Here is a 17,726-nt window from a genome sequence, read left to right on the forward strand (position 1 = left end):
TAGACTTATTTATTAAAAGAAGAAAAAGATTTGTTACATTAATAATATACTATTGCGTTATGTAATTACGTTAAATAAAGTTATTTAAAATATGTATAAGAATAAGTATTTTCATTCTAAATTTGTAAAAGATAAAATAAAGACTTAAAAAGATGCAAATAGATAAATTGCTTAACACATTTATAAAAATTTCAGGATTTTATATTTTAGTCGGATTAATTTTAAGATCAATACTTATTTTTTTGCCTATTACAGAACGAGTATTTGATATTTCCGATTATGCTAAAATTTTTTTATTAGGTATTGTAAATGATTGGTGTGTTTCAATTGTTATTTTTGTTTTTTTATGGTTGCATTTGGTGTTTCTATCCAACAGCAAATTCAAGTCACCATGGGGATACATAATAATAGGGGTATTTATCATTTTACTGTGTTATTTGTATTTTTTTAAAACTATATTTGATGATTACGGTAGCATAGTACCAACAATTATCAAAATATTTGTAACTATCAAGGCCTTATCATTTATCATCTTATTTTTATTTCCATCTTTACGATCCAACTGGAGACACACTGTTTATATATTTATTTTTTTCCTTTACATATTTCTAATAATTTTTAATTCAATTAGTGAATATCTGTTTTGGAATGAATTTGGTGTTCGGTATAATTTTATTGCAGTAGATTATCTTATTTATACAAATGAGGTTATTGGTAATATACTGGAATCGTATCCGGTTATATCTATGTTTTCGGTAATTCTGCTTATTTCAATATTAATTACTTATTTTTTCACATCTAAGTCCAATAAATACTTTATGGACTTTTCTAGTTTTAAAGTTAAAATTCTGAGTTCATTAGTATATGTTGTATTAGTAATTGGATCTGTATTTCTGTTAGAATTTATTCAGAAACAGGAAAATTCTGATAACGTTTTTGCTAACGAATTGCAAGCGAATGGGTTATTTCGTTTTTACGAAGCCTTTTCAGATAGTTCTTTAGATTATGAGCAATTTTACGCTCAAATACCTATTAATAAAGCATTTGCATTAGTGGGGAAGCAATATGATAAAAAATCTAAAATAGTTATATCCGAAATTATCAGGGATACACTTCCGGAATTAAGAAAAAATGTTATTCTGGTAACAATAGAAAGCATGAGTTTTGACTTTATGAAGTATTCAGGCAATACTAAAAACCTTACTCCTAACTTAGATCGTTTGGCTAAAGAAGGAATGTTTTTTACCAATTTGTACGCTACTGGAAATAGAACTGTTAGGGGATTGGAAGCAGTTACATTATGCATACCACCATCTCCGGGAGAAAGTCTGATAAAACGAGAGGATAATGATAATTTATTTTCCACCGGGTATATATTTAAGCAAAAAGGATATAAAGTGCAATTTTTTTACGGAGGATATTCATATTTTGATGATATGGATGTTTTTTTTAAAGGAAACGGCTATCAGATTATAGATCGAAATTCCTTTAGTTCTGATGAAATAACTTTTGCAAATATATGGGGAGTTTGTGATGAAGATATGTTTAAAAAAGCAATTAAAACTTTTGATGAAAATCAAAAGTCAAACAGACCTTTTTTTGGGCATATAATGACAGTAAGCAATCATAGACCTTTTACATATCCGGAAGGTAGAATAGATATTCCAAGTACCAGCAAATCCAGGGATGGAGGAGTGAAATATACTGATTATGCAATTGGTGAATTTATAAAAGAAGCGCACAAACATCAATGGTTTCAAAATACAGTTTTCGTATTTGTAGCTGATCATTGCGCATCAAGTGCCGGTAAAGTAAACATTCCTTTAGAACGATATCATATACCAGCAATAATATATGCTCCGGGCTTTGTTAAACCTGTTATTGAAAGAACCTTAACTTCACAAATAGATCTAATGCCTACACTTTTTGGAAAATTACACTTTTCTTACACTTCACAATTTTTTGGTCAAAATATAAAAAAAAGTGATTATAATCCGCGAGCATTGGTTTCAACATATCAGAATTTGGGATATTATAAGGGAAACGAATTGATAGTACTATCTCCTAACAGAAAAGTACAGCAATATGAAGTTGACAGTAATAAACAATTAAAAGCAACTCATGATATAAATAAGACATTAGAAGAAGAGGCTATAGCTAATTACCAGACTACATCTTATTTAATAGAGCAAAATTTATTGAAAACAAACAGAAAGAAAAAATGAGTTATTCTATATCTAAGGTTGATTCATATCTCATTTTCCTGAAAACATTGATAAGTGTAACCACATCTCTTTCGCAGTAAGATTTTATACGTTCGATATCTTTATCTTTATAATATACTTTTGAAACTTCACTTCCATCCATGTCATCTTTAGGAGAAGGTAATCCAAAAACATGAGATAACAGATCCAAAGAAGTATAATGCTTATAATCTCCAAATTTCCATAAATCCATCGTATCCAGATGAGGAATTTCCCAAGGCTTTTTTCCATGCATTTGTAAAATACGAGGTAGTTCAATCTGATGAATCATCATTCGTCTTGCCATATAAGGAAAATCAAATTCTTTACCATTATGAGCGCATAATAATAAATCAGACTTAAAATAATTAGCTTTCAGCAGTTCGTTAAAACCAGTAAGTATTTGGACTTCGTCATCACCATAAAAGCTTTTAAGTCTAATTTTTTTATCATCAATAACTAAACCACAGGAAAGACAGATGATTTTACCAAATTCAGAGAGTATTCCGGCTCTTTCGTAATAATATTCCTCGGGTGAAATTTCATCTTTCCGCTGATATTGTGTTTTTTTCTCCCATAATTCCTTAGTTCGTTCCGATAATTCATCCCAGTTTTCAAATTCAGGTACAGTTTCCAAATCAAGAAACAAGATTTGTTTAAGTGGGATTTTTGACAACATATATAAAAAATTATGACTGTCAAATATACTCAAATATCATCATTTAGATAATATTATTTAAATTTGATAATATTAAAAAAACATGGAAAATATATTTGTTTCAGATATTGATGGAACCCTTACTTCTTTTGGAAGTCCGGTGTTAGATGAATACGGTATAAAGTCTCTGAAAAAGGCATCTCAGTGGGGTGAAATTATTTTAGCCTCAGCAAGACCTTATTCGGGAATTATAAGCATGTATAATCCGGAGGAATTAGAAATTGATTACATTATTTCATTAAATGGAGGACATATATTGTATAAAAATAAAACGCTATTCACTTTTCCTGTTCCTAGCGAAGTAGTTACTTATTTTATTAAAAATAAAGATAGATTTGAAAATCTTTGGTTTTATACGGAATTTCATTGGTACGCATCTACAATGGAAACAGATGTTTATAAGAAAGAATCGTATGCAGTAAACAGCGAAGCGATATTGCTAAACAAGTTTAAATCAGAAAATGTTTTAAAAATTTTAGCCGTTTGTGAGTCTGATCGTGATATAGTTGTTTCAGAGATTGGAGATAAATTTTCTGGTGTTAATGTAACTTCATCATCCGAATCTTATGTTGAAATTTTTTCTTCACAAATAAATAAATTTAATGCTGTAGAAACGATATTTAGAGATAAGGAAACTCAAATTTTCGCCTTTGGTGATTCCAATAATGATTTGGAAATGATTAAAAATTCATTTTTAGGCTGTGCAGTTAATAATGCAACTCCACAGGTAAAAGCGGTAGCGGATTACATATCCAGTTTCAATTTTGGAAAAGGTGTATATGATTCATTGGAATATATACAGAAAAAATATTTAATTTAAATGAAAATGAATATATTTTATAATTTCTCACAATATTAAACATTTGCTTACTGATTAATTAATCAAGATTATGAATTATTGAAATAATAAAAAAATACAGTCATTATGAGCATTCTAAGCAACTAAACAGGCTAATTATGAAAAATATCATTTAGGGGTTTAAGTTACTGATATTAAGTGTTTTGTTTGATTTTACAGGGGTTTCCTGAGTAAATTAATACAATCAAAAAGTGTGAAAAAATATTATTCTAGTAAAAAAATATTTATATTTGCCGACTGAACTATAATAAAAAATAAAAGGTTATGTCTGACATTACATCAAGAGTAAAAGCTATCATCGTTGACAAATTAGGAGTAGATGAAAGCGAAGTTACACCAGAAGCAAGTTTTACAAATGACTTGGGGGCTGATTCATTAGACACAGTAGAATTAATCATGGAGTTTGAAAAAGAATTTGACATTCAAATCCCAGATGACCAAGCAGAAAAAATTTCAACTGTTGGTCAAGCCATTTCTTATATTGAAGAAGTAAACAAACAATAATTTACACAAAGACATTAAAGTAAAAGTATGGCTTTAAAACGAGTAGTGGTAACTGGACTTGGTGCAATAACACCTATCGGTAATAATTTCCAGGAATATAGGAAAGCCTTATTAGAAGGTGTAAGTGGAGCAGGTCCAATTACTCTATTTGACGCAACTAATTTTAAAACAAAATTTGCTTGTGAATTAAAACAATACAATCCTGAAGACTATTTTGAAAGAAAAGATGTACGTAAATATGATCGTTGCGCACAGTTTGGAATGATATCTTCAAAAGAAGCAGTAAAGGATAGTAAACTATTGGAATATTCTGATCTGAACAAAGCCCGTGTAGGGGTAGTTTGGGGATCAGGAATAGGAGGTTTAAATACATTCGAGCAGGAAGTGTCTACCTACGCTTTAGGTAACGGGATTCCTCGATTTAATCCTTTCTTTATTCCTAAAATGATTGCAGATATGACTCCGGGTCTTATTTCTATGGAATACGGATTTATGGGGCCAAATTATGCAACTGTATCTGCATGTGCATCGTCTTCTAATGCAATGATTGATTCTTTGATGCTTATCCGGTTAGGTAAAGCAGATGCAATCGTTACCGGAGGTTCCGAGGCAGCTATATGTGCAAGTGGAGTAGGAGGGTTTAATGCCCTGCACGCTATGTCTACAAGGAATGATGATCCAGCAACAGCTTCCCGGCCTTTTGATAAAGACAGGGATGGTTTCGTTCTTGGGGAAGGTTCCGGAACACTTATTTTAGAAGAATACGAACATGCAGTTAAAAGAGGAGCAACTATTTATGCTGAAATAGTGGGCGGGGGCTTAAGTGCCGATGCTTATCACATGACAGCGCCTCATCCCGAAGGCTTGGGAGCATATAATGTAATGAAAAATGCAATTGAAGATGCCGGTATATCCCTGACTGATATAGACCATATCAATGTTCATGGAACATCAACTCCGCTAGGAGATTTAGCAGAATCAAAAGCAATCTTAAAATTATTTGGAGAACATTCATATAAAATCCAGATAAATTCCACAAAATCAATGACCGGTCACTTATTGGGTGCAGCGGGTGCTATAGAAGCTTTAGCTTGTGTAATTGCTGTAAAAGAAAATATAGTAGCACCTACCATCAATCATTTTACAGATGATGAAGATTTTGACCCTAAATTAGATTTTACCTTCAACAAAGCAAAAGAGAAGGAAGTTAAATATGCAATGAGTAATACTTTCGGTTTCGGTGGCCACAATGCATGTGTTATTTTAAAGAAATTTTAAAATAAGATAGAATAACGTAACTTAATGACTGCTATTTGGAAAAAAATACTTTTCCGTTCAAATTTATTGAAGCAGAGTTCTGATAACAAAGAGGAAGAAGTTTTCAGAAAACAAATAGAAAATCTGATAGGTTATAAGCCTTCTAATTTAGGAGTTTTTTATGAATGCTTTACTCATTCTTCAGTAAATAACAATGATAATAAGAACTTTGAAAGGCTCGAGTTCTTAGGAGATTCCATACTATCAAGTATAGTATCGGATTATTTGTACCATCAGGCACCGGATAAAAAAGAAGGCTATCTTACCCAAATGAGATCTAAAATGGTCAATAGAAAAACACTAAATGTTTTGGGTAATGAATTAAAATTATCATCATATCTTCAAAAAAGACAAAATACAAGCTTAGGCGAAAATATCAACGGGAATTTATATGAAGCCTTAGTTGGCGGAATATATATTGATGGAGGATTCGAAGCTTGCCGGGATTTTATAAGTGAAACTTTAATTAAACAAGAAGATTTTGAACAACTGGAAAAAAGAGTTACCAGTTATAAAAGTCTGATAATTGAATGGGCTCAAAAAAATAAACTGGAAATAAATTTTGAAACGTTTGAAGAGGAAAATGCTGAAGATGTTTTAATATTCAACTCTATTATTCATCTGGACAATAAAATGGTGACCAAAGGAAGAGCTACCTCTAAAAAGAAAGCCGAAGAGAGCGCTTCTAAAAGAGCTTATTACAGGTTAAATAAGTATATAAATACATCTGAAACAAAAGAAACATGAAGATTTATTCCTTTGATTGGGATGATGATGATCCAATATTTGATTTCAAATTATTAGGATTAGCATCTAACTTGATCAAAGATTATGATCTGGCATTTTATTTGAATAAATATTGTCAATTCTCATTTAAACGAGAAGCAGATCAAGAAATATTGAATGGAGATGTTTTGTATCTTTTTTCAGTTTACAGATTTTTTCACTCTAAAACTAAACAATTTGTAGAGCTTATAAGTAATTATTCTTATCCACAAATGTTAAAAGGTGAAAAATATAGTCTTTTTGAAGAAACAGAAAGTATTCATATATTAATACCGGAATTCAAAAGATTTAACTATTTCTTAAAGTCAAGTTTGGGGTTGAATGAAGACTTTTACGTAAATTTGGCAGAATTGAAAAATATACAAGAATATCAAGATATTGATATAAACACTATAAAGATTAATAATTTAGAAAATTTGATATTACCCACATAATGATAGGATATAGAAAAAAAACAAAAATAGTAGCTACTATTGGACCTGCATCTGAAGATAGAGAGACTTTATTAAACATGATTAAAGCAGGAGTAAATGTAATTCGTGTTAATTTTTCCCATGCAGAAGAACAAACTGTTGAAAAATGGGTAAAATTAGTACGTGGTATTAATGAAGAATATGGTTTTACCGTTTCTTTGTTGGCTGATTTACAGGGGCCTAAGTTAAGAGTAGGAGTTGTTAAAGAAGGCGTTATAGTAAAATCTGGTGATTTAATCACTTTTACTAATGAAAAAATTGAAGGTGATGAAAATCAGGTGTATATGAGTTATCCTCAATTTGCCAGAGATGTGAAAGTAGGTGAAAAAATATTGCTTGATGACGGAAAATTAATATTTGAGGTTGTTGAAACTAATTTACGAGATAAAGTTAAAGCTAGAGTAATTCAGGGAGGACCGTTAAAATCCAAAAAAGGAGTTAATCTGCCCAATACTAAAGTATCGTTACCAGCTTTAACAGAGAAAGATATTAAAGATGCCCTTACTGCAATCAAATATGAGTTTGACTGGATAGCTTTATCTTTTGTAAGACACGTGGAAGATGTCAACGATTTGAAAAAATTAATTCAGGCTAATGTTAGTCATAAAATCCCAATTATAGCTAAAATTGAAAAGCCTGAAGCAATTACCAATATTAAAGAGATAGTTGATGCTGTAGATGGTGTTATGGTTGCAAGAGGAGATTTAGGAATTGAAATACCTATGGAAAAAGTTCCTTTAATCCAGAAAAATTTGGTAAGCTTATGCAAAATATCGTGTAAACCTGTAATAATTGCTACTCAGATGATGGAGAGCATGATTGATGGATTAACCCCTACAAGGGCTGAAGTAAATGATGTAGCTAATTCTGTTTTAGATGGTGCAGATGCTGTAATGTTAAGTGGTGAAACATCTGTAGGTAAATATCCTGTTGAAGTTATTGAAAACATGGCTAAAATCATTTGTAATGTTGAAGATGACCAGCATATACAGGTGCCTCCTCATGCTCCGGTAAGAGGAAGTGATAGATATATTACTGATATGATATGTTATAATGCTGCTGAAATGGTAGATCAGGTATCAGCTAAAGCCATTGTTACTTTGACACAGTCAGGTTACACAGCTTTTCAGATTTCTTCTCACCGTCCATTAGCTGATATTATTGTGTTTACATCTAATAAAAGAGTAATTACAATGCTTAATCTACTATGGGGGGTACGAGCTTTCTTATATGAAGGTTTAAAAAGTACTGATGAAACGGTAGTAGAAGTAAATAGAGAAGCAAGAGAAAAAGGATTTGTAGTTTCCGGAGATTACGTTATTAATTTAAATGCAATGCCATCTTTTGGTAATGGTTTAACTAATACACTTCGATTGACTCAGATTAGTTAATGACAATTATTTTTAAACATAAAAAAAACTCTTACTTATGTAAGAGTTTTTTTTATGTTTATGTTTATTTGCGTTTATATAAATAATAGACTTCGAGTGCGTTGTTATCAATATCATTTTTAATAGTGTCTGTTTTAATCAAATTATAATTTTCTTTTAAAACAGGTAAGTGATAGTAGTATAGGAATTCATCGGTATTATTAGGATCATTTTCTTTAATTTTTGATAAATTATAGATACGACATGGTAATACTATAAATTCAGTCTTCTTTTGTCTGATATATTCCGTCTGATCGTTTCTTAGCTCAGGAAATGTACTAAATGGTAAGTTTGGTTTTAAAAAGAATTTTACATTGGGAACAATATTACATGTTGTAAATAAGCTATTACCTAATCCAAACCCAAGATTTAATAAAGTAGGATGTGGTGATTTTTTTATTTCGTCGCTTAATCTTTCAGTCATAAATCCATCCACCTTGAAATCTTTACTATTTAAAATTTTATATTCGAGCCATGTATTTGTTAGTCTTTTTTGGCTTAAGCACATAAAGAAAAATATAAAGAAAAATGAGGCTATCATTCCTGATGTAAATTTTATAGACGCATATTTTTTTATGTATATAAATATGCATACCAAGCCCAAAACATCAAAAACTAAAAAAGGAATCGGATAATAGTAGAAAAAAGTTTTAGACATAAAAATAATAACGTATAGAGTTATTCCTGAAAGAATAATACTCCATCGCCCAATCGTATTTTTTATAAAATTTACCGGGAAGATAAAAATTCCAATAATAGGAAGAAGAAATAAAGAAAAACTATCTAAAAATAAGTAAAGGATTTTAGTAACTAATAAAATCAATACTTCAGTCAGAGAACCAACTTTTGCATATTTGCTATTTAAGACTATGTAAGTGTTATAGGCCTCTTCTAAAGCGTTATTTACATAGAAATACAGGATGATAGGAATTGCTACTAAAGCAAATCCTGCTAAATAAGCTAGCAGATTATAAATTATATTTTTATATCTTTTATTAGAAAGAAGATTAATAAATATACCTAACAAAGGGAAAAACCAAAACATGATTAAGTTTATTTTTGTTAAAATTACCATCGAACAGATAATTCCATGAACAAACATACACCAAGGATTGTGAGAAAAATTACCCTTATCTTTAAAATATCTGACAAACAAATACAAGCTTATAATTTCACCTACTAGGATAAATTCTTCAGCAGATCCTCCGGCTATCATTAGTTTTAAAAGAAAAGAAGGAAATATGAGAGCGGTGAAAAAGGATCCGGCTTTTCCCAGATATAATCTTGCTGTAAGATAGATAGAATATGACATTAATAGCCAGGATATCAGCTCAATGATAAACATACCGAAAAAGTTAGAATTCGATATTATATAACCTGCACTATACAAAAAGAATATGAAAGGTCCTTTATGATCAAATACTTCTGTATATAAAGTACGGCCATTAACCATTCCTTTCGCTACATTAAAATATACATTTGGATCAGACCATTCGTTAGTTACGTAAAAGGGAGACATTTTTGAGCAAAAAAACAGCAATAAAAAAATGTATAAAGTTAAAAGTAAAATAAAATTTTTATCTTCTTTTATAATTTGTAAAGTACTTTTGTTAGTCATTGGTTCTATAAAACTTATTTAATGATATTTTTTGTTTCTGCGAAGTTCTCTAATAATTCTACGGCTTTAGTATTACCTCCGGCTTTTATAAAAGTTTGTTTTATTCTTTCAGCGTTTTGGCGGTATTCATTATTATTTAAAACTTCTAAAACTGAATTTTCAAGATCGTTTTTTTTCATTCTTTTATATCTTAATCTTATTCCGCTTCCTGAATTTTCAACCAGTGAGGCATTATAAAATTGATCGTATGCTAATGGAATTACTACCATAGGAAGTGAATTCATTAAAGATTCATTAATAGTATTAAAGCCTCCATGACAAATAACTGCATCCATATGCGGAAGAAGTTGAATTTGTGGCAGGTATTTTTGTACTATAAAGTTATCAGGCCATTTTTCAAATAATTCAGGATCAACGGATGCAATAATAGTAACATCTTTATCTTTAAAAGCATCAATTAATTTAGTGAAAAAATCTTTTCTAATGTCTGTTAAAACAGTTCCAATAGATACGAAAATCTTAGGATTAGAAATTTTATTTATACTTTCCCAGTCAAAGGATGAATTGTCCGGTCTTCCTAAAACAGGTCCGATAAACTTATTAAAAGGTTCTGTTGAAATTATCCCAGCAAATTCCTCCGATGTGAATATTAATGATAATTTTGAAGAGATAATTAAATGTTCTTTCTCTTCTATACCAAAATATTTTTGTAAGCCAGAAATCTGGTTATAGGCCCATTCAGCTACTTTAGGAGCCATGTCCGGATTTCCCATGACTTCAGGTGGTGAAGTCATAGTAGTAGCATAAGGTATATTGTAAAGATAGGCTGCAAGCCCGCCTGCAAATGTTATTCCGTCATTAATTATTACATCAGGTTTAAAGTTTTCAATAACATTTTTTAAACCAGGCATCATTATTTTAGCTAGAGGTACATAGGTTTGTTCAAGTGCCAGTTTAAGAATTTCCAATCCGGTTACATTACTTCCGGTACCCTGTAGCTCCATGATTTTTTCAATTTCGTCCTGATAAGGTTTTATTTCTTTTTCAGGATAATAATAATGACCTTTTTCAGGAATAGTATTTTTGTCTAAGGGATAAATCCCTGTCCATGCGACTTCATGTCCTCTTTCCAAAAGACTATTTCCTATACTTAAGGTTGGATTTATATGTCCGATAAATGGAGGTACAACAAATAAAAATTTCTTCATAACATTTAATTATTAAGTATAGATTCTAAATAGTTGGCTCCTTGTACCACTCCTCCAGATTTTTCAAATGATTTTTTTATATTTTCAGCACCTATTTTATACGTTTTATCGTTTAAAATATGGTGAACAGATTCTTTTAGTTGTTCGGCTTTGAACCTGTTGAATTTTAACCGTATTCCCGCGTTATTATCAACAACACAACCTGCCACATAGGATTGGTCATATGCAATAGGAATAACAATTAATGGAATACCATAGGTTAAAGATTCACAAACCGTATTTTGTCCTCCGTGGCAAACTATAGCATTCATCAAAGGAATAAGATCTAATTGCGGAATTTGTTTTTGTATGATAAAGTTATCAGGTATTGAATCGAAATATTCGGGATCTGATATGACAACTACAGTTAATTTTTCATTTTTAAAAGCGTTAGTTATTTTATCAAAAAATGATTTTTTTTGTGAATGATCAAATGTAGTACCTATGGTAACTAAAATTTTTGGTTGGTTTCCAAGATCTGACAGTTTTTCCCAGTCAAATAAAATAGAATGAGAACGTTTGTTAATAGAGGGACCAATAAACTTAAAATTATCCGGTAAATCAGTATTTCCGAAAAAATCTTTTGAAGTATATACCAGCGTTAATAATTTAGAACAATCTAGTCTCTCATTACCTTCAATTCCATTTTTTTGCTGAAATGCTATAACTTGCTGACTTTCCCACTCATGTATCATAGGAAGATTTTCATTAACCTTTATGGAAGCCGGAGCCGTTACCGACGTAGCATAAGGAATTTGCTTTTTTATTGCAGCTACAGAACCTGCGAATAGTTGATGGTCTGAAATTATTAGATCGGGTTTATATTGATCAATAATTTTTTCTATACCTGGAAGGATATACGTGTTCATAGGAGTCAAAACTTCTTCATACAGAAATTTTAAGCTTTCAATACCTGTCACAGATTTTTTTTTCAGCTCTTCAATATATGCTTCCTGATGTTTTTTTTCTTCTTCAGTTAGATTTATGGGAATAAGCAATAATTTACCACCAACAGGTAATTCTTTCTCAAGCTGAGGATCAAAACTTAGCCAGGATACTTCATGATTTCTTGTGAGCAATTCCTGACCCAAAGCCAAAGTAGGATTAATGTGTCCGGTTAATGGAGGAACAATAAATGCAAATTTTGCCATATTTTTAAAATTCTTAAACGTTAAAGAAATCTGCTAATTTCTTTTTAATCCATTCTGGATTTTGAATAGGTATATTATGATCTCCTTCTCCTTCAAAAAATGTTACATTTGGAATGTAATTTTTAAGAATCTTTCCATCAGGTAAGCAATCAGATTGCATACCATAAAGTAATAATGACTCTTGATTTACTGAGTTCATATTCTCTTTTGAAGAAAAATATCTGTCTTTGATTAAATCATCAGGCATAGATGTTTCATGCATGAGATAATCAAATAATTTTTTATTTTTTTCGAGTTGTCTTTTATTAGGAACAATTTTGGTTGATACACTATAATTTTGCATATAATGTTCTAAAAACTCGTTTCCGTATTTTTCTATAACTTTTTCTGTATCTCCGTCTTTGTCTGTAATTGGAGATTCAATTATAGCAATTTTTTTAATTCTTTCAGGGTAATGGATGGCGCTATATAGTGTTATTAAACCACCAAAACTATATCCTACCAAATCTACTTGAGAAAGATTATAGAAGTTTAGAAGATGAATTAAATCTGAGGATAATGACTTTAAGTCAAAACCCTGATCTATTTTTTCACTAAGTCCATGACTTCTCAGGTCATAAAGAAGTACATGATATTTTTTAGCAAGCTCAGGAGCTATATTGAAATAAAATAAAGAAGAGTTTGTAAACATACCGTGAATCATAACGATAGTTTCAGAAGCTTCCTTATTGAGCTCCAGAATATGAACTTTTTTATTATTTATTTCAACTATGGGCATTTACAATAAGATTTACAATATCACCTATAGATAAATTAATCAGCTGTTCCATGTCCATGCCGGATAACCATTCATTAAAATCCATTCTGTCGCCATATTCTTGTTTCACTTTTTCAGCTAAAGCAACGATTTCAATGCTATCCATTTCCAGGTCTTTAGTAAAAATGCTCTCAGGTGTTATATCCAGTTCATCAGCAATATCTTCTCCAAGTACTTCAGTTATAAATTGTTTTAATTTTTCGAATACCTGTTCTTCTTGTTGTTGTATATTTAAAGAGTCCATCCTATTATAAAATTGTTATATTTAATTGTGTTGATTGTTGTATTTTTTATTGTTAATATTTCTCCATTTATTGATTCAACTTCATATTGTTTCGGATTCCCTTTAAGACCTAGTCCGAGCATTTTTCCATATGCTTCTTTTGCGGTCCAGAACCGGGTAGTCCATTCAGCTAAATCTTTACCTTCAAGCAGTTTCATTTCTTGACTTGTAAAAGCCAGATCCATAAAACCTTTATCCCTGTTTTCAATTGTTTCTATATCAATGCCTACTGGCTTATAAGAACTAATGGTCACAGAATTGCTGCCTTTGTGAGCAATGGATATTTCCATATTTTTTGTCTCTGGAACTCCGTGAATTGACGGTTTTCTATTCGGATCGTATTGAACATTAAATTCAATTGGATAATACTTCTTGCCGGAATGGTTTTCAATAAACTTCCTTACACTATCTTTTAATGAAATACGACTGATCAGATAATCTTTTTTCTTATTTAGCATCAGAGAGTCATAATGACGTTTTTCTTCCTGATTTAAATATATATTCATCAGGAATTCCCAGTTTATGGCTTTACTATAAGCATTGTCGAAGAAATATATATCCGGAGCTATGTTATCAGATAAAATATATTCTGAAGGGCTCATCGTTAAGTTCCATAATTTTTTATCAAATCCTTCAAAAATCTGATTTTTCCATCCCTTTATAATGCACCATATTTTACCTTCTCTTTTTATTATAATGTCTGCGGTTGCAATTTGGGCAGTAAGTGATGTTGGTAAACAAATACATTCGAAAACGCCTTGCTGATCCTGTACATCCTGATAAAAATTAATTTCTTCAATTTTTACTGGAAAACTTACAGAAGATTCATCGCCTAGGGTTAACTGTAGGAATAAACCGTAAAGCTGGCCAATATTATCTAAAAGTGATCCTTTTCCTGTTGATTTTTTTATAAATCCACGAAGACCTTTTTCATTAATATTTGTAACTTCTATAATTCCCTGATATCCTGGACCATGAAACATATGTTCTTTGTAAATAGTTTCTTTAGTGGGAGGAATTAAGGTATTAGCTTCCCACTCAATTTCATTTAAGTAGTGCGGATCCGGTGTAGGGAAAGAATTGCCTAATAAGACTTCACCAGTTGCGAAATTTTTTATTTTTAATGATATTTGTTCTTCTGATTTCCAGGTACCTTCAATTTTTTGACTGAACGGAGTGAAAACTTTCATCCACTGAAATACACTCACAGGACCTAAGCGTAAAACTTTCTTATTTATATCCTGTTTATGAGCTGCCTCTATCAATAATTCAAATGTCATTGTCATAGGAATTACCGGACCTATATCTTCAAGAATAGTCCAGTGTGAAGGTTGTTTAAATAGAGAATGATCAATTAAATAAGGATGTTCTTTAATATCTACATACAAATTTTCTTCAAACGATTTTCCAGTTTTATTTACTGATTCTACTGACTGAGTATGATTTTCTTCATTATGTAAGTCAGTTTGTTGGATGTTCCTGTTGTTGGATGTAATTTTTTGTTTGTATGATACGGAAAAGTTGCCATTTGATTTTATAAGTTGATTAAGTTCTGACTGCATATCTAAAAGAGCACTGATATTCTCATTCATTGCCATTGCTACCGGATGGCTGGAATCTATAAATAAGTCAGTAGATAATTCATTAATTGATGTTGGTTGTGAATGATATTTTTTTGATATTTCATCAATTACTGAAAAATCTTTTAGTATAGGAACGTTTAAAGATAATTTAAATTTGGAATCCTGATCATTGGTTGTTTCTTTAATTCCGAGAAATTCAGTATCTAAATCATTTTTTCCTTCAATAAATAATAGGGCAAGAATTCTTCTTAATTGTTCAAGCGTTGTACGGTTAGATACATAAGCCGAAATAGCAGAATATTCTTTGTTTTTGAGTATATCGTCAACAAATCCAATCAGACTACCGCTGCCTATTTGTATAAACATACGTGCATTTTCCTGCGTATACATTTTTTCAATAAGCTCTCTAAATCTAACTGCTTGTAAGAGATGTTTTATAGTTAATTCCTTAAAATCTTTAAAATTATCCGGATAAAGTTCGAGTGTTGTTGCCGACCAAACCGGAATTTGATTATGTTCAATTTTTATATGCTCGAGGGCTTCATCTAATAAATATAATTTATCCTTTATAAAAGGAGAATGAAATCCTGATTGGAAAGGTAAAACCTGATGAAAAATCTGTTTGGATTTAAGTACATCTAAAATCGAGTCTCTGGCTTGTTCTGTTCCGCAAAGTAATATCTGGCTAGGACAGTTATCATTGGAGACATATAAATCAGGTATTTTTTCAATGTAAGGATTCAGTTTGTCAACTCCACAACCTGCAGCAATAAAGTAAGCATTACTTACCTGGTACTTATCAGGATCCATGGACGCAAGTAAATTCTTAACAGAATCATTGGAAATCAATCCGCTAGATTTAGCTGCAAACCACTCTCCTAAGCTATGACCTGCATTCATATCTGGAATAACTCCTAATGTTTTTAGAGAACTGTCAATAATTTCTCCTGCATGGAATTGTTTAAATGATTGATTAAGTATCGGATTTGACTGAGCTGTTTCTTCAGGAATTTCACATCCGAAATATTCTGCTATACTCTGAACCTCTGGGTTGGAAGAAGGATCGAATCCGGGAAATAAAAAGGCTATTTTCCCATTTCCTTTTAATAAGGGTTTATTGGAAAACCATATATCTTGTCTACCTTTCCAAGGTTTATCTTTAGCAATCAGTTTTTTTGCTTTTTCTAATCTTTCAGGAGTAGGATTGAAAACAATTAGTCTGTAATCTCCATTTATATCTGAAAAAGTAAAATTTCTGTTATCAATGGCGTAGATAAGTTCTTCTTTAGTTTTTGCTGTGATAGCAATAACTTCTTCTGTGAATGTTAACTTCTTTTGGCTCGGATTCTTGTCATGTGATTTTAAAATCAGATGGGCATAAGTGCCTTCGTTATTAAAATCATTTACACCTGCTATTAGAGGTATTGTATCGTTTTGCCATTCTATCGTTTTAGTAACTGGAACTACATATTTTCCAGCTAATAATTCAATAGGATTTTCGCTATGAATAGTCTGAGGAATTTGCCTGTTATATAAAGATAATACAGTTTTTATGATTCCGGCCATCCCCGAGGCAGACATGGTATGTCCTATGTTAGCTTTTACAGAGCCAATGTGCAATGTATGAGAATCATTGGAATATATATTTTTCAATGATTCTAATTCCAAAGAATCTTCTGATTTTATTGAGGTTCCATTTGCTTCAACATAAAAAATGTCTTCTGGTTGTAATGATGAATTCAACAGAGCTTCCGATATTGATCTTATCTGTCCTTCTGATATATTATTATATTCATTGACTATTCCTAATCCTTTTATGACAGCATAAATTCGATCGTTATCGCTTATCGCTTTATCTAATTTTTTTAACACAATAAAGCCAGCTCCTTCACCAAGTAAAATTCCATCAGCATTTTCGCTGAACGGACTCATTCTTTCATTCTTTGAAAAAAGAGATTTTTCATTAAGAGATTTCCAAAAATCGGGAGTGTGGCTAAAATGCAATCCTCCGGCAATGGAAATATCTACTGTATCATTGAGCAGTTCTGTGATAGAATTTTTTACTGCTAATAAAGAACTTACTGTAGAAGCATCTACTGTATACGCTCCTCCTTTTATATTTAAGAACTGAGCAATAAACGAAGGTAAACTTGATACATTGTTTTGTTTTTCACCAAATGAATTTGCTTCTTTAAATGAATTTTTAATCTTACTTATTTCTTCTTCTGTTATTTCAGGAAGAATATTCTTTATAGTTTCGACTAACTGGACTGCCGTATGGTTGGCATTTATAGAGTTTATTTCTGAATAATTAGGATAAGAACTCTTACCAATAATTATTGAACTTTTATTTAAAGAAATATTTTTTTTGAAAACCTGGGCATCTTCAAGCGCTGAGTATACTAAATGTAAAGCTAATAGATAGCTTGGATCTAATTCCTTAGCGTAAGATTCCGTTATACCTAACTTTTCTAAGTTTATACATGGTGTGGGAATAAAACCTCCTTTTTTACAATAAAAAGCATCTTTACTATTAGTTGAAAATTTAAAGTATTCCGGATCTATTCTATCTTCTGGTACTTCTGTATTTGAATCAATGCCATTTAAGACATTGTCCCAGAAAGTATCGAGATTTTCTGCTCCAGGAAAGAGGCATGACATACCAACAATGGCTATATCGGTGTTTTTCATAGGTTT

Annotated in this window: 14 protein-coding genes; 7 read left to right on the forward strand and 7 right to left on the reverse strand. The window is 30.9% G+C overall.

Features of this window, described 5'->3' with window-relative positions:
• Nucleotides 1-152: 152 nt before the first annotated feature.
• Nucleotides 153-2,225 (forward strand): LTA synthase family protein, encoded by a 2,073-nt coding sequence (locus EQ921_RS02135; RefSeq protein ID WP_128330385.1) that lies wholly within the window; start codon nucleotides 153-155, stop codon nucleotides 2,223-2,225.
• Between the two features lies 1 nt (nucleotide 2,226).
• On the opposite strand, the gene EQ921_RS02140 is transcribed toward EQ921_RS02135, so the two are convergent.
• Nucleotides 2,227-2,922, reverse strand: coding sequence for a 3'-5' exonuclease (locus tag EQ921_RS02140; RefSeq protein WP_128150749.1), 696 nt, complete (start codon nucleotides 2,920-2,922; stop codon nucleotides 2,227-2,229).
• An 82-nt stretch (nucleotides 2,923-3,004) separates the two neighbouring features.
• On the opposite strand from EQ921_RS02140, the gene EQ921_RS02145 reads away from it, so the two are divergent.
• From EQ921_RS02145 to pyk, 6 genes are all read left to right on the forward strand, one after another.
• Entirely contained in the window at nucleotides 3,005-3,781 is a 777-nt protein-coding gene (locus EQ921_RS02145) for an HAD-IIB family hydrolase (RefSeq protein WP_128330386.1), read from the forward strand.
• Between the two features lie 303 nt (nucleotides 3,782-4,084).
• Complete coding sequence (locus EQ921_RS02150) at nucleotides 4,085-4,324, forward strand: acyl carrier protein (RefSeq protein ID WP_055424989.1); 240 nt, start codon at nucleotides 4,085-4,087, stop codon at nucleotides 4,322-4,324.
• Nucleotides 4,325-4,351: 27 nt separating this feature from the next.
• The gene (fabF, locus tag EQ921_RS02155; protein ID WP_128150753.1) at nucleotides 4,352-5,602 is read left to right on the forward strand and encodes a beta-ketoacyl-ACP synthase II; all 1,251 of its coding nucleotides are present in this window, start codon (nucleotides 4,352-4,354) and stop codon (nucleotides 5,600-5,602) included.
• 24 nt (nucleotides 5,603-5,626) lie between these two features.
• Nucleotides 5,627-6,388, forward strand: coding sequence for a ribonuclease III (gene rnc, locus EQ921_RS02160; RefSeq protein WP_128150755.1), 762 nt, complete (start codon nucleotides 5,627-5,629; stop codon nucleotides 6,386-6,388).
• Nucleotides 6,385-6,861, forward strand: coding sequence for an IPExxxVDY family protein (locus EQ921_RS02165; RefSeq protein ID WP_128150757.1), 477 nt, complete (start codon nucleotides 6,385-6,387; stop codon nucleotides 6,859-6,861). The genes rnc and EQ921_RS02165 overlap by 4 nt, the downstream gene beginning before the upstream one ends.
• Complete coding sequence (gene pyk, locus EQ921_RS02170; RefSeq protein ID WP_128330387.1) at nucleotides 6,861-8,291, forward strand: pyruvate kinase; 1,431 nt, start codon at nucleotides 6,861-6,863, stop codon at nucleotides 8,289-8,291. Before EQ921_RS02165 ends, pyk begins: the two co-directional genes overlap by 1 nt.
• Before the next feature lie 64 nt (nucleotides 8,292-8,355).
• On the opposite strand, the gene EQ921_RS02175 is transcribed toward pyk, so the two are convergent.
• The 6 genes from EQ921_RS02175 to EQ921_RS02200 all read right to left on the reverse strand — a co-directional run bounded on the left by EQ921_RS02175 (nucleotide 8,356) and on the right by EQ921_RS02200 (nucleotide 17,720).
• Complete coding sequence (locus EQ921_RS02175) at nucleotides 8,356-9,849, reverse strand: glycosyltransferase family 39 protein (protein ID WP_128330388.1); 1,494 nt, start codon at nucleotides 9,847-9,849, stop codon at nucleotides 8,356-8,358.
• A 113-nt stretch (nucleotides 9,850-9,962) separates the two neighbouring features.
• Nucleotides 9,963-11,156: a glycosyltransferase gene (locus tag EQ921_RS14880; RefSeq protein ID WP_128330389.1), complete on the reverse strand. Its 1,194-nt coding sequence runs from the start codon at nucleotides 11,154-11,156 to the stop codon at nucleotides 9,963-9,965.
• A 5-nt stretch (nucleotides 11,157-11,161) separates the two neighbouring features.
• Nucleotides 11,162-12,346, reverse strand: a complete 1,185-nt coding sequence (locus tag EQ921_RS14885) for a nucleotide disphospho-sugar-binding domain-containing protein (RefSeq protein WP_128330390.1) — start codon at nucleotides 12,344-12,346, stop codon at nucleotides 11,162-11,164.
• Between the two features lie 13 nt (nucleotides 12,347-12,359).
• Nucleotides 12,360-13,124, reverse strand: a complete 765-nt coding sequence (locus EQ921_RS02190) for an alpha/beta fold hydrolase (RefSeq protein WP_128330391.1) — start codon at nucleotides 13,122-13,124, stop codon at nucleotides 12,360-12,362.
• The gene (locus tag EQ921_RS02195; protein WP_128150769.1) at nucleotides 13,111-13,407 is read right to left on the reverse strand and encodes an acyl carrier protein; all 297 of its coding nucleotides are present in this window, start codon (nucleotides 13,405-13,407) and stop codon (nucleotides 13,111-13,113) included. Before EQ921_RS02195 ends, EQ921_RS02190 begins: the two co-directional genes overlap by 14 nt.
• Nucleotides 13,395-17,720, reverse strand: a complete 4,326-nt coding sequence (locus EQ921_RS02200; protein ID WP_128330392.1) for a type I polyketide synthase — start codon at nucleotides 17,718-17,720, stop codon at nucleotides 13,395-13,397. Before EQ921_RS02200 ends, EQ921_RS02195 begins: the two co-directional genes overlap by 13 nt.
• Nucleotides 17,721-17,726: the final 6 nt, after the last annotated feature.

The sequence above is a fragment of the Apibacter sp. HY039 genome (assembly GCF_004023655.1).
In the GTDB taxonomy this organism is placed as follows: Bacteria; Bacteroidota; Bacteroidia; order Flavobacteriales; family Weeksellaceae; genus Apibacter; species Apibacter raozihei.

Bases quoted from the DNA above. Each gene is read 5' to 3' on its own strand.
- EQ921_RS02135 (WP_128330385.1), top strand. From the start codon at position 153: ATGCAAATAGATAAATTGCTTAACACATTTATAAAAATTTCAGGATTT.
- EQ921_RS02140 (WP_128150749.1), bottom strand. From the start codon at position 2,922: ATGTTGTCAAAAATCCCACTTAAACAAATCTTGTTTCTTGATTTGGAA.
- EQ921_RS02145 (WP_128330386.1), top strand. From the start codon at position 3,005: ATGGAAAATATATTTGTTTCAGATATTGATGGAACCCTTACTTCTTTT.
- EQ921_RS02150 (WP_055424989.1), top strand. From the start codon at position 4,085: ATGTCTGACATTACATCAAGAGTAAAAGCTATCATCGTTGACAAATTA.
- fabF (WP_128150753.1), top strand. From the start codon at position 4,352: ATGGCTTTAAAACGAGTAGTGGTAACTGGACTTGGTGCAATAACACCT.
- rnc (WP_128150755.1), top strand. From the start codon at position 5,627: ATGACTGCTATTTGGAAAAAAATACTTTTCCGTTCAAATTTATTGAAG.
- EQ921_RS02165 (WP_128150757.1), top strand. From the start codon at position 6,385: ATGAAGATTTATTCCTTTGATTGGGATGATGATGATCCAATATTTGAT.
- pyk (WP_128330387.1), top strand. From the start codon at position 6,861: ATGATAGGATATAGAAAAAAAACAAAAATAGTAGCTACTATTGGACCT.
- EQ921_RS02175 (WP_128330388.1), bottom strand. From the start codon at position 9,849: ATGTCTCCCTTTTACGTAACTAACGAATGGTCTGATCCAAATGTATAT.
- EQ921_RS14880 (WP_128330389.1), bottom strand. From the start codon at position 11,156: ATGAAGAAATTTTTATTTGTTGTACCTCCATTTATCGGACATATAAAT.
- EQ921_RS14885 (WP_128330390.1), bottom strand. From the start codon at position 12,346: ATGGCAAAATTTGCATTTATTGTTCCTCCATTAACCGGACACATTAAT.
- EQ921_RS02190 (WP_128330391.1), bottom strand. From the start codon at position 13,124: ATGCCCATAGTTGAAATAAATAATAAAAAAGTTCATATTCTGGAGCTC.
- EQ921_RS02195 (WP_128150769.1), bottom strand. From the start codon at position 13,407: ATGGACTCTTTAAATATACAACAACAAGAAGAACAGGTATTCGAAAAA.
- EQ921_RS02200 (WP_128330392.1), bottom strand. From the start codon at position 17,720: ATGAAAAACACCGATATAGCCATTGTTGGTATGTCATGCCTCTTTCCT.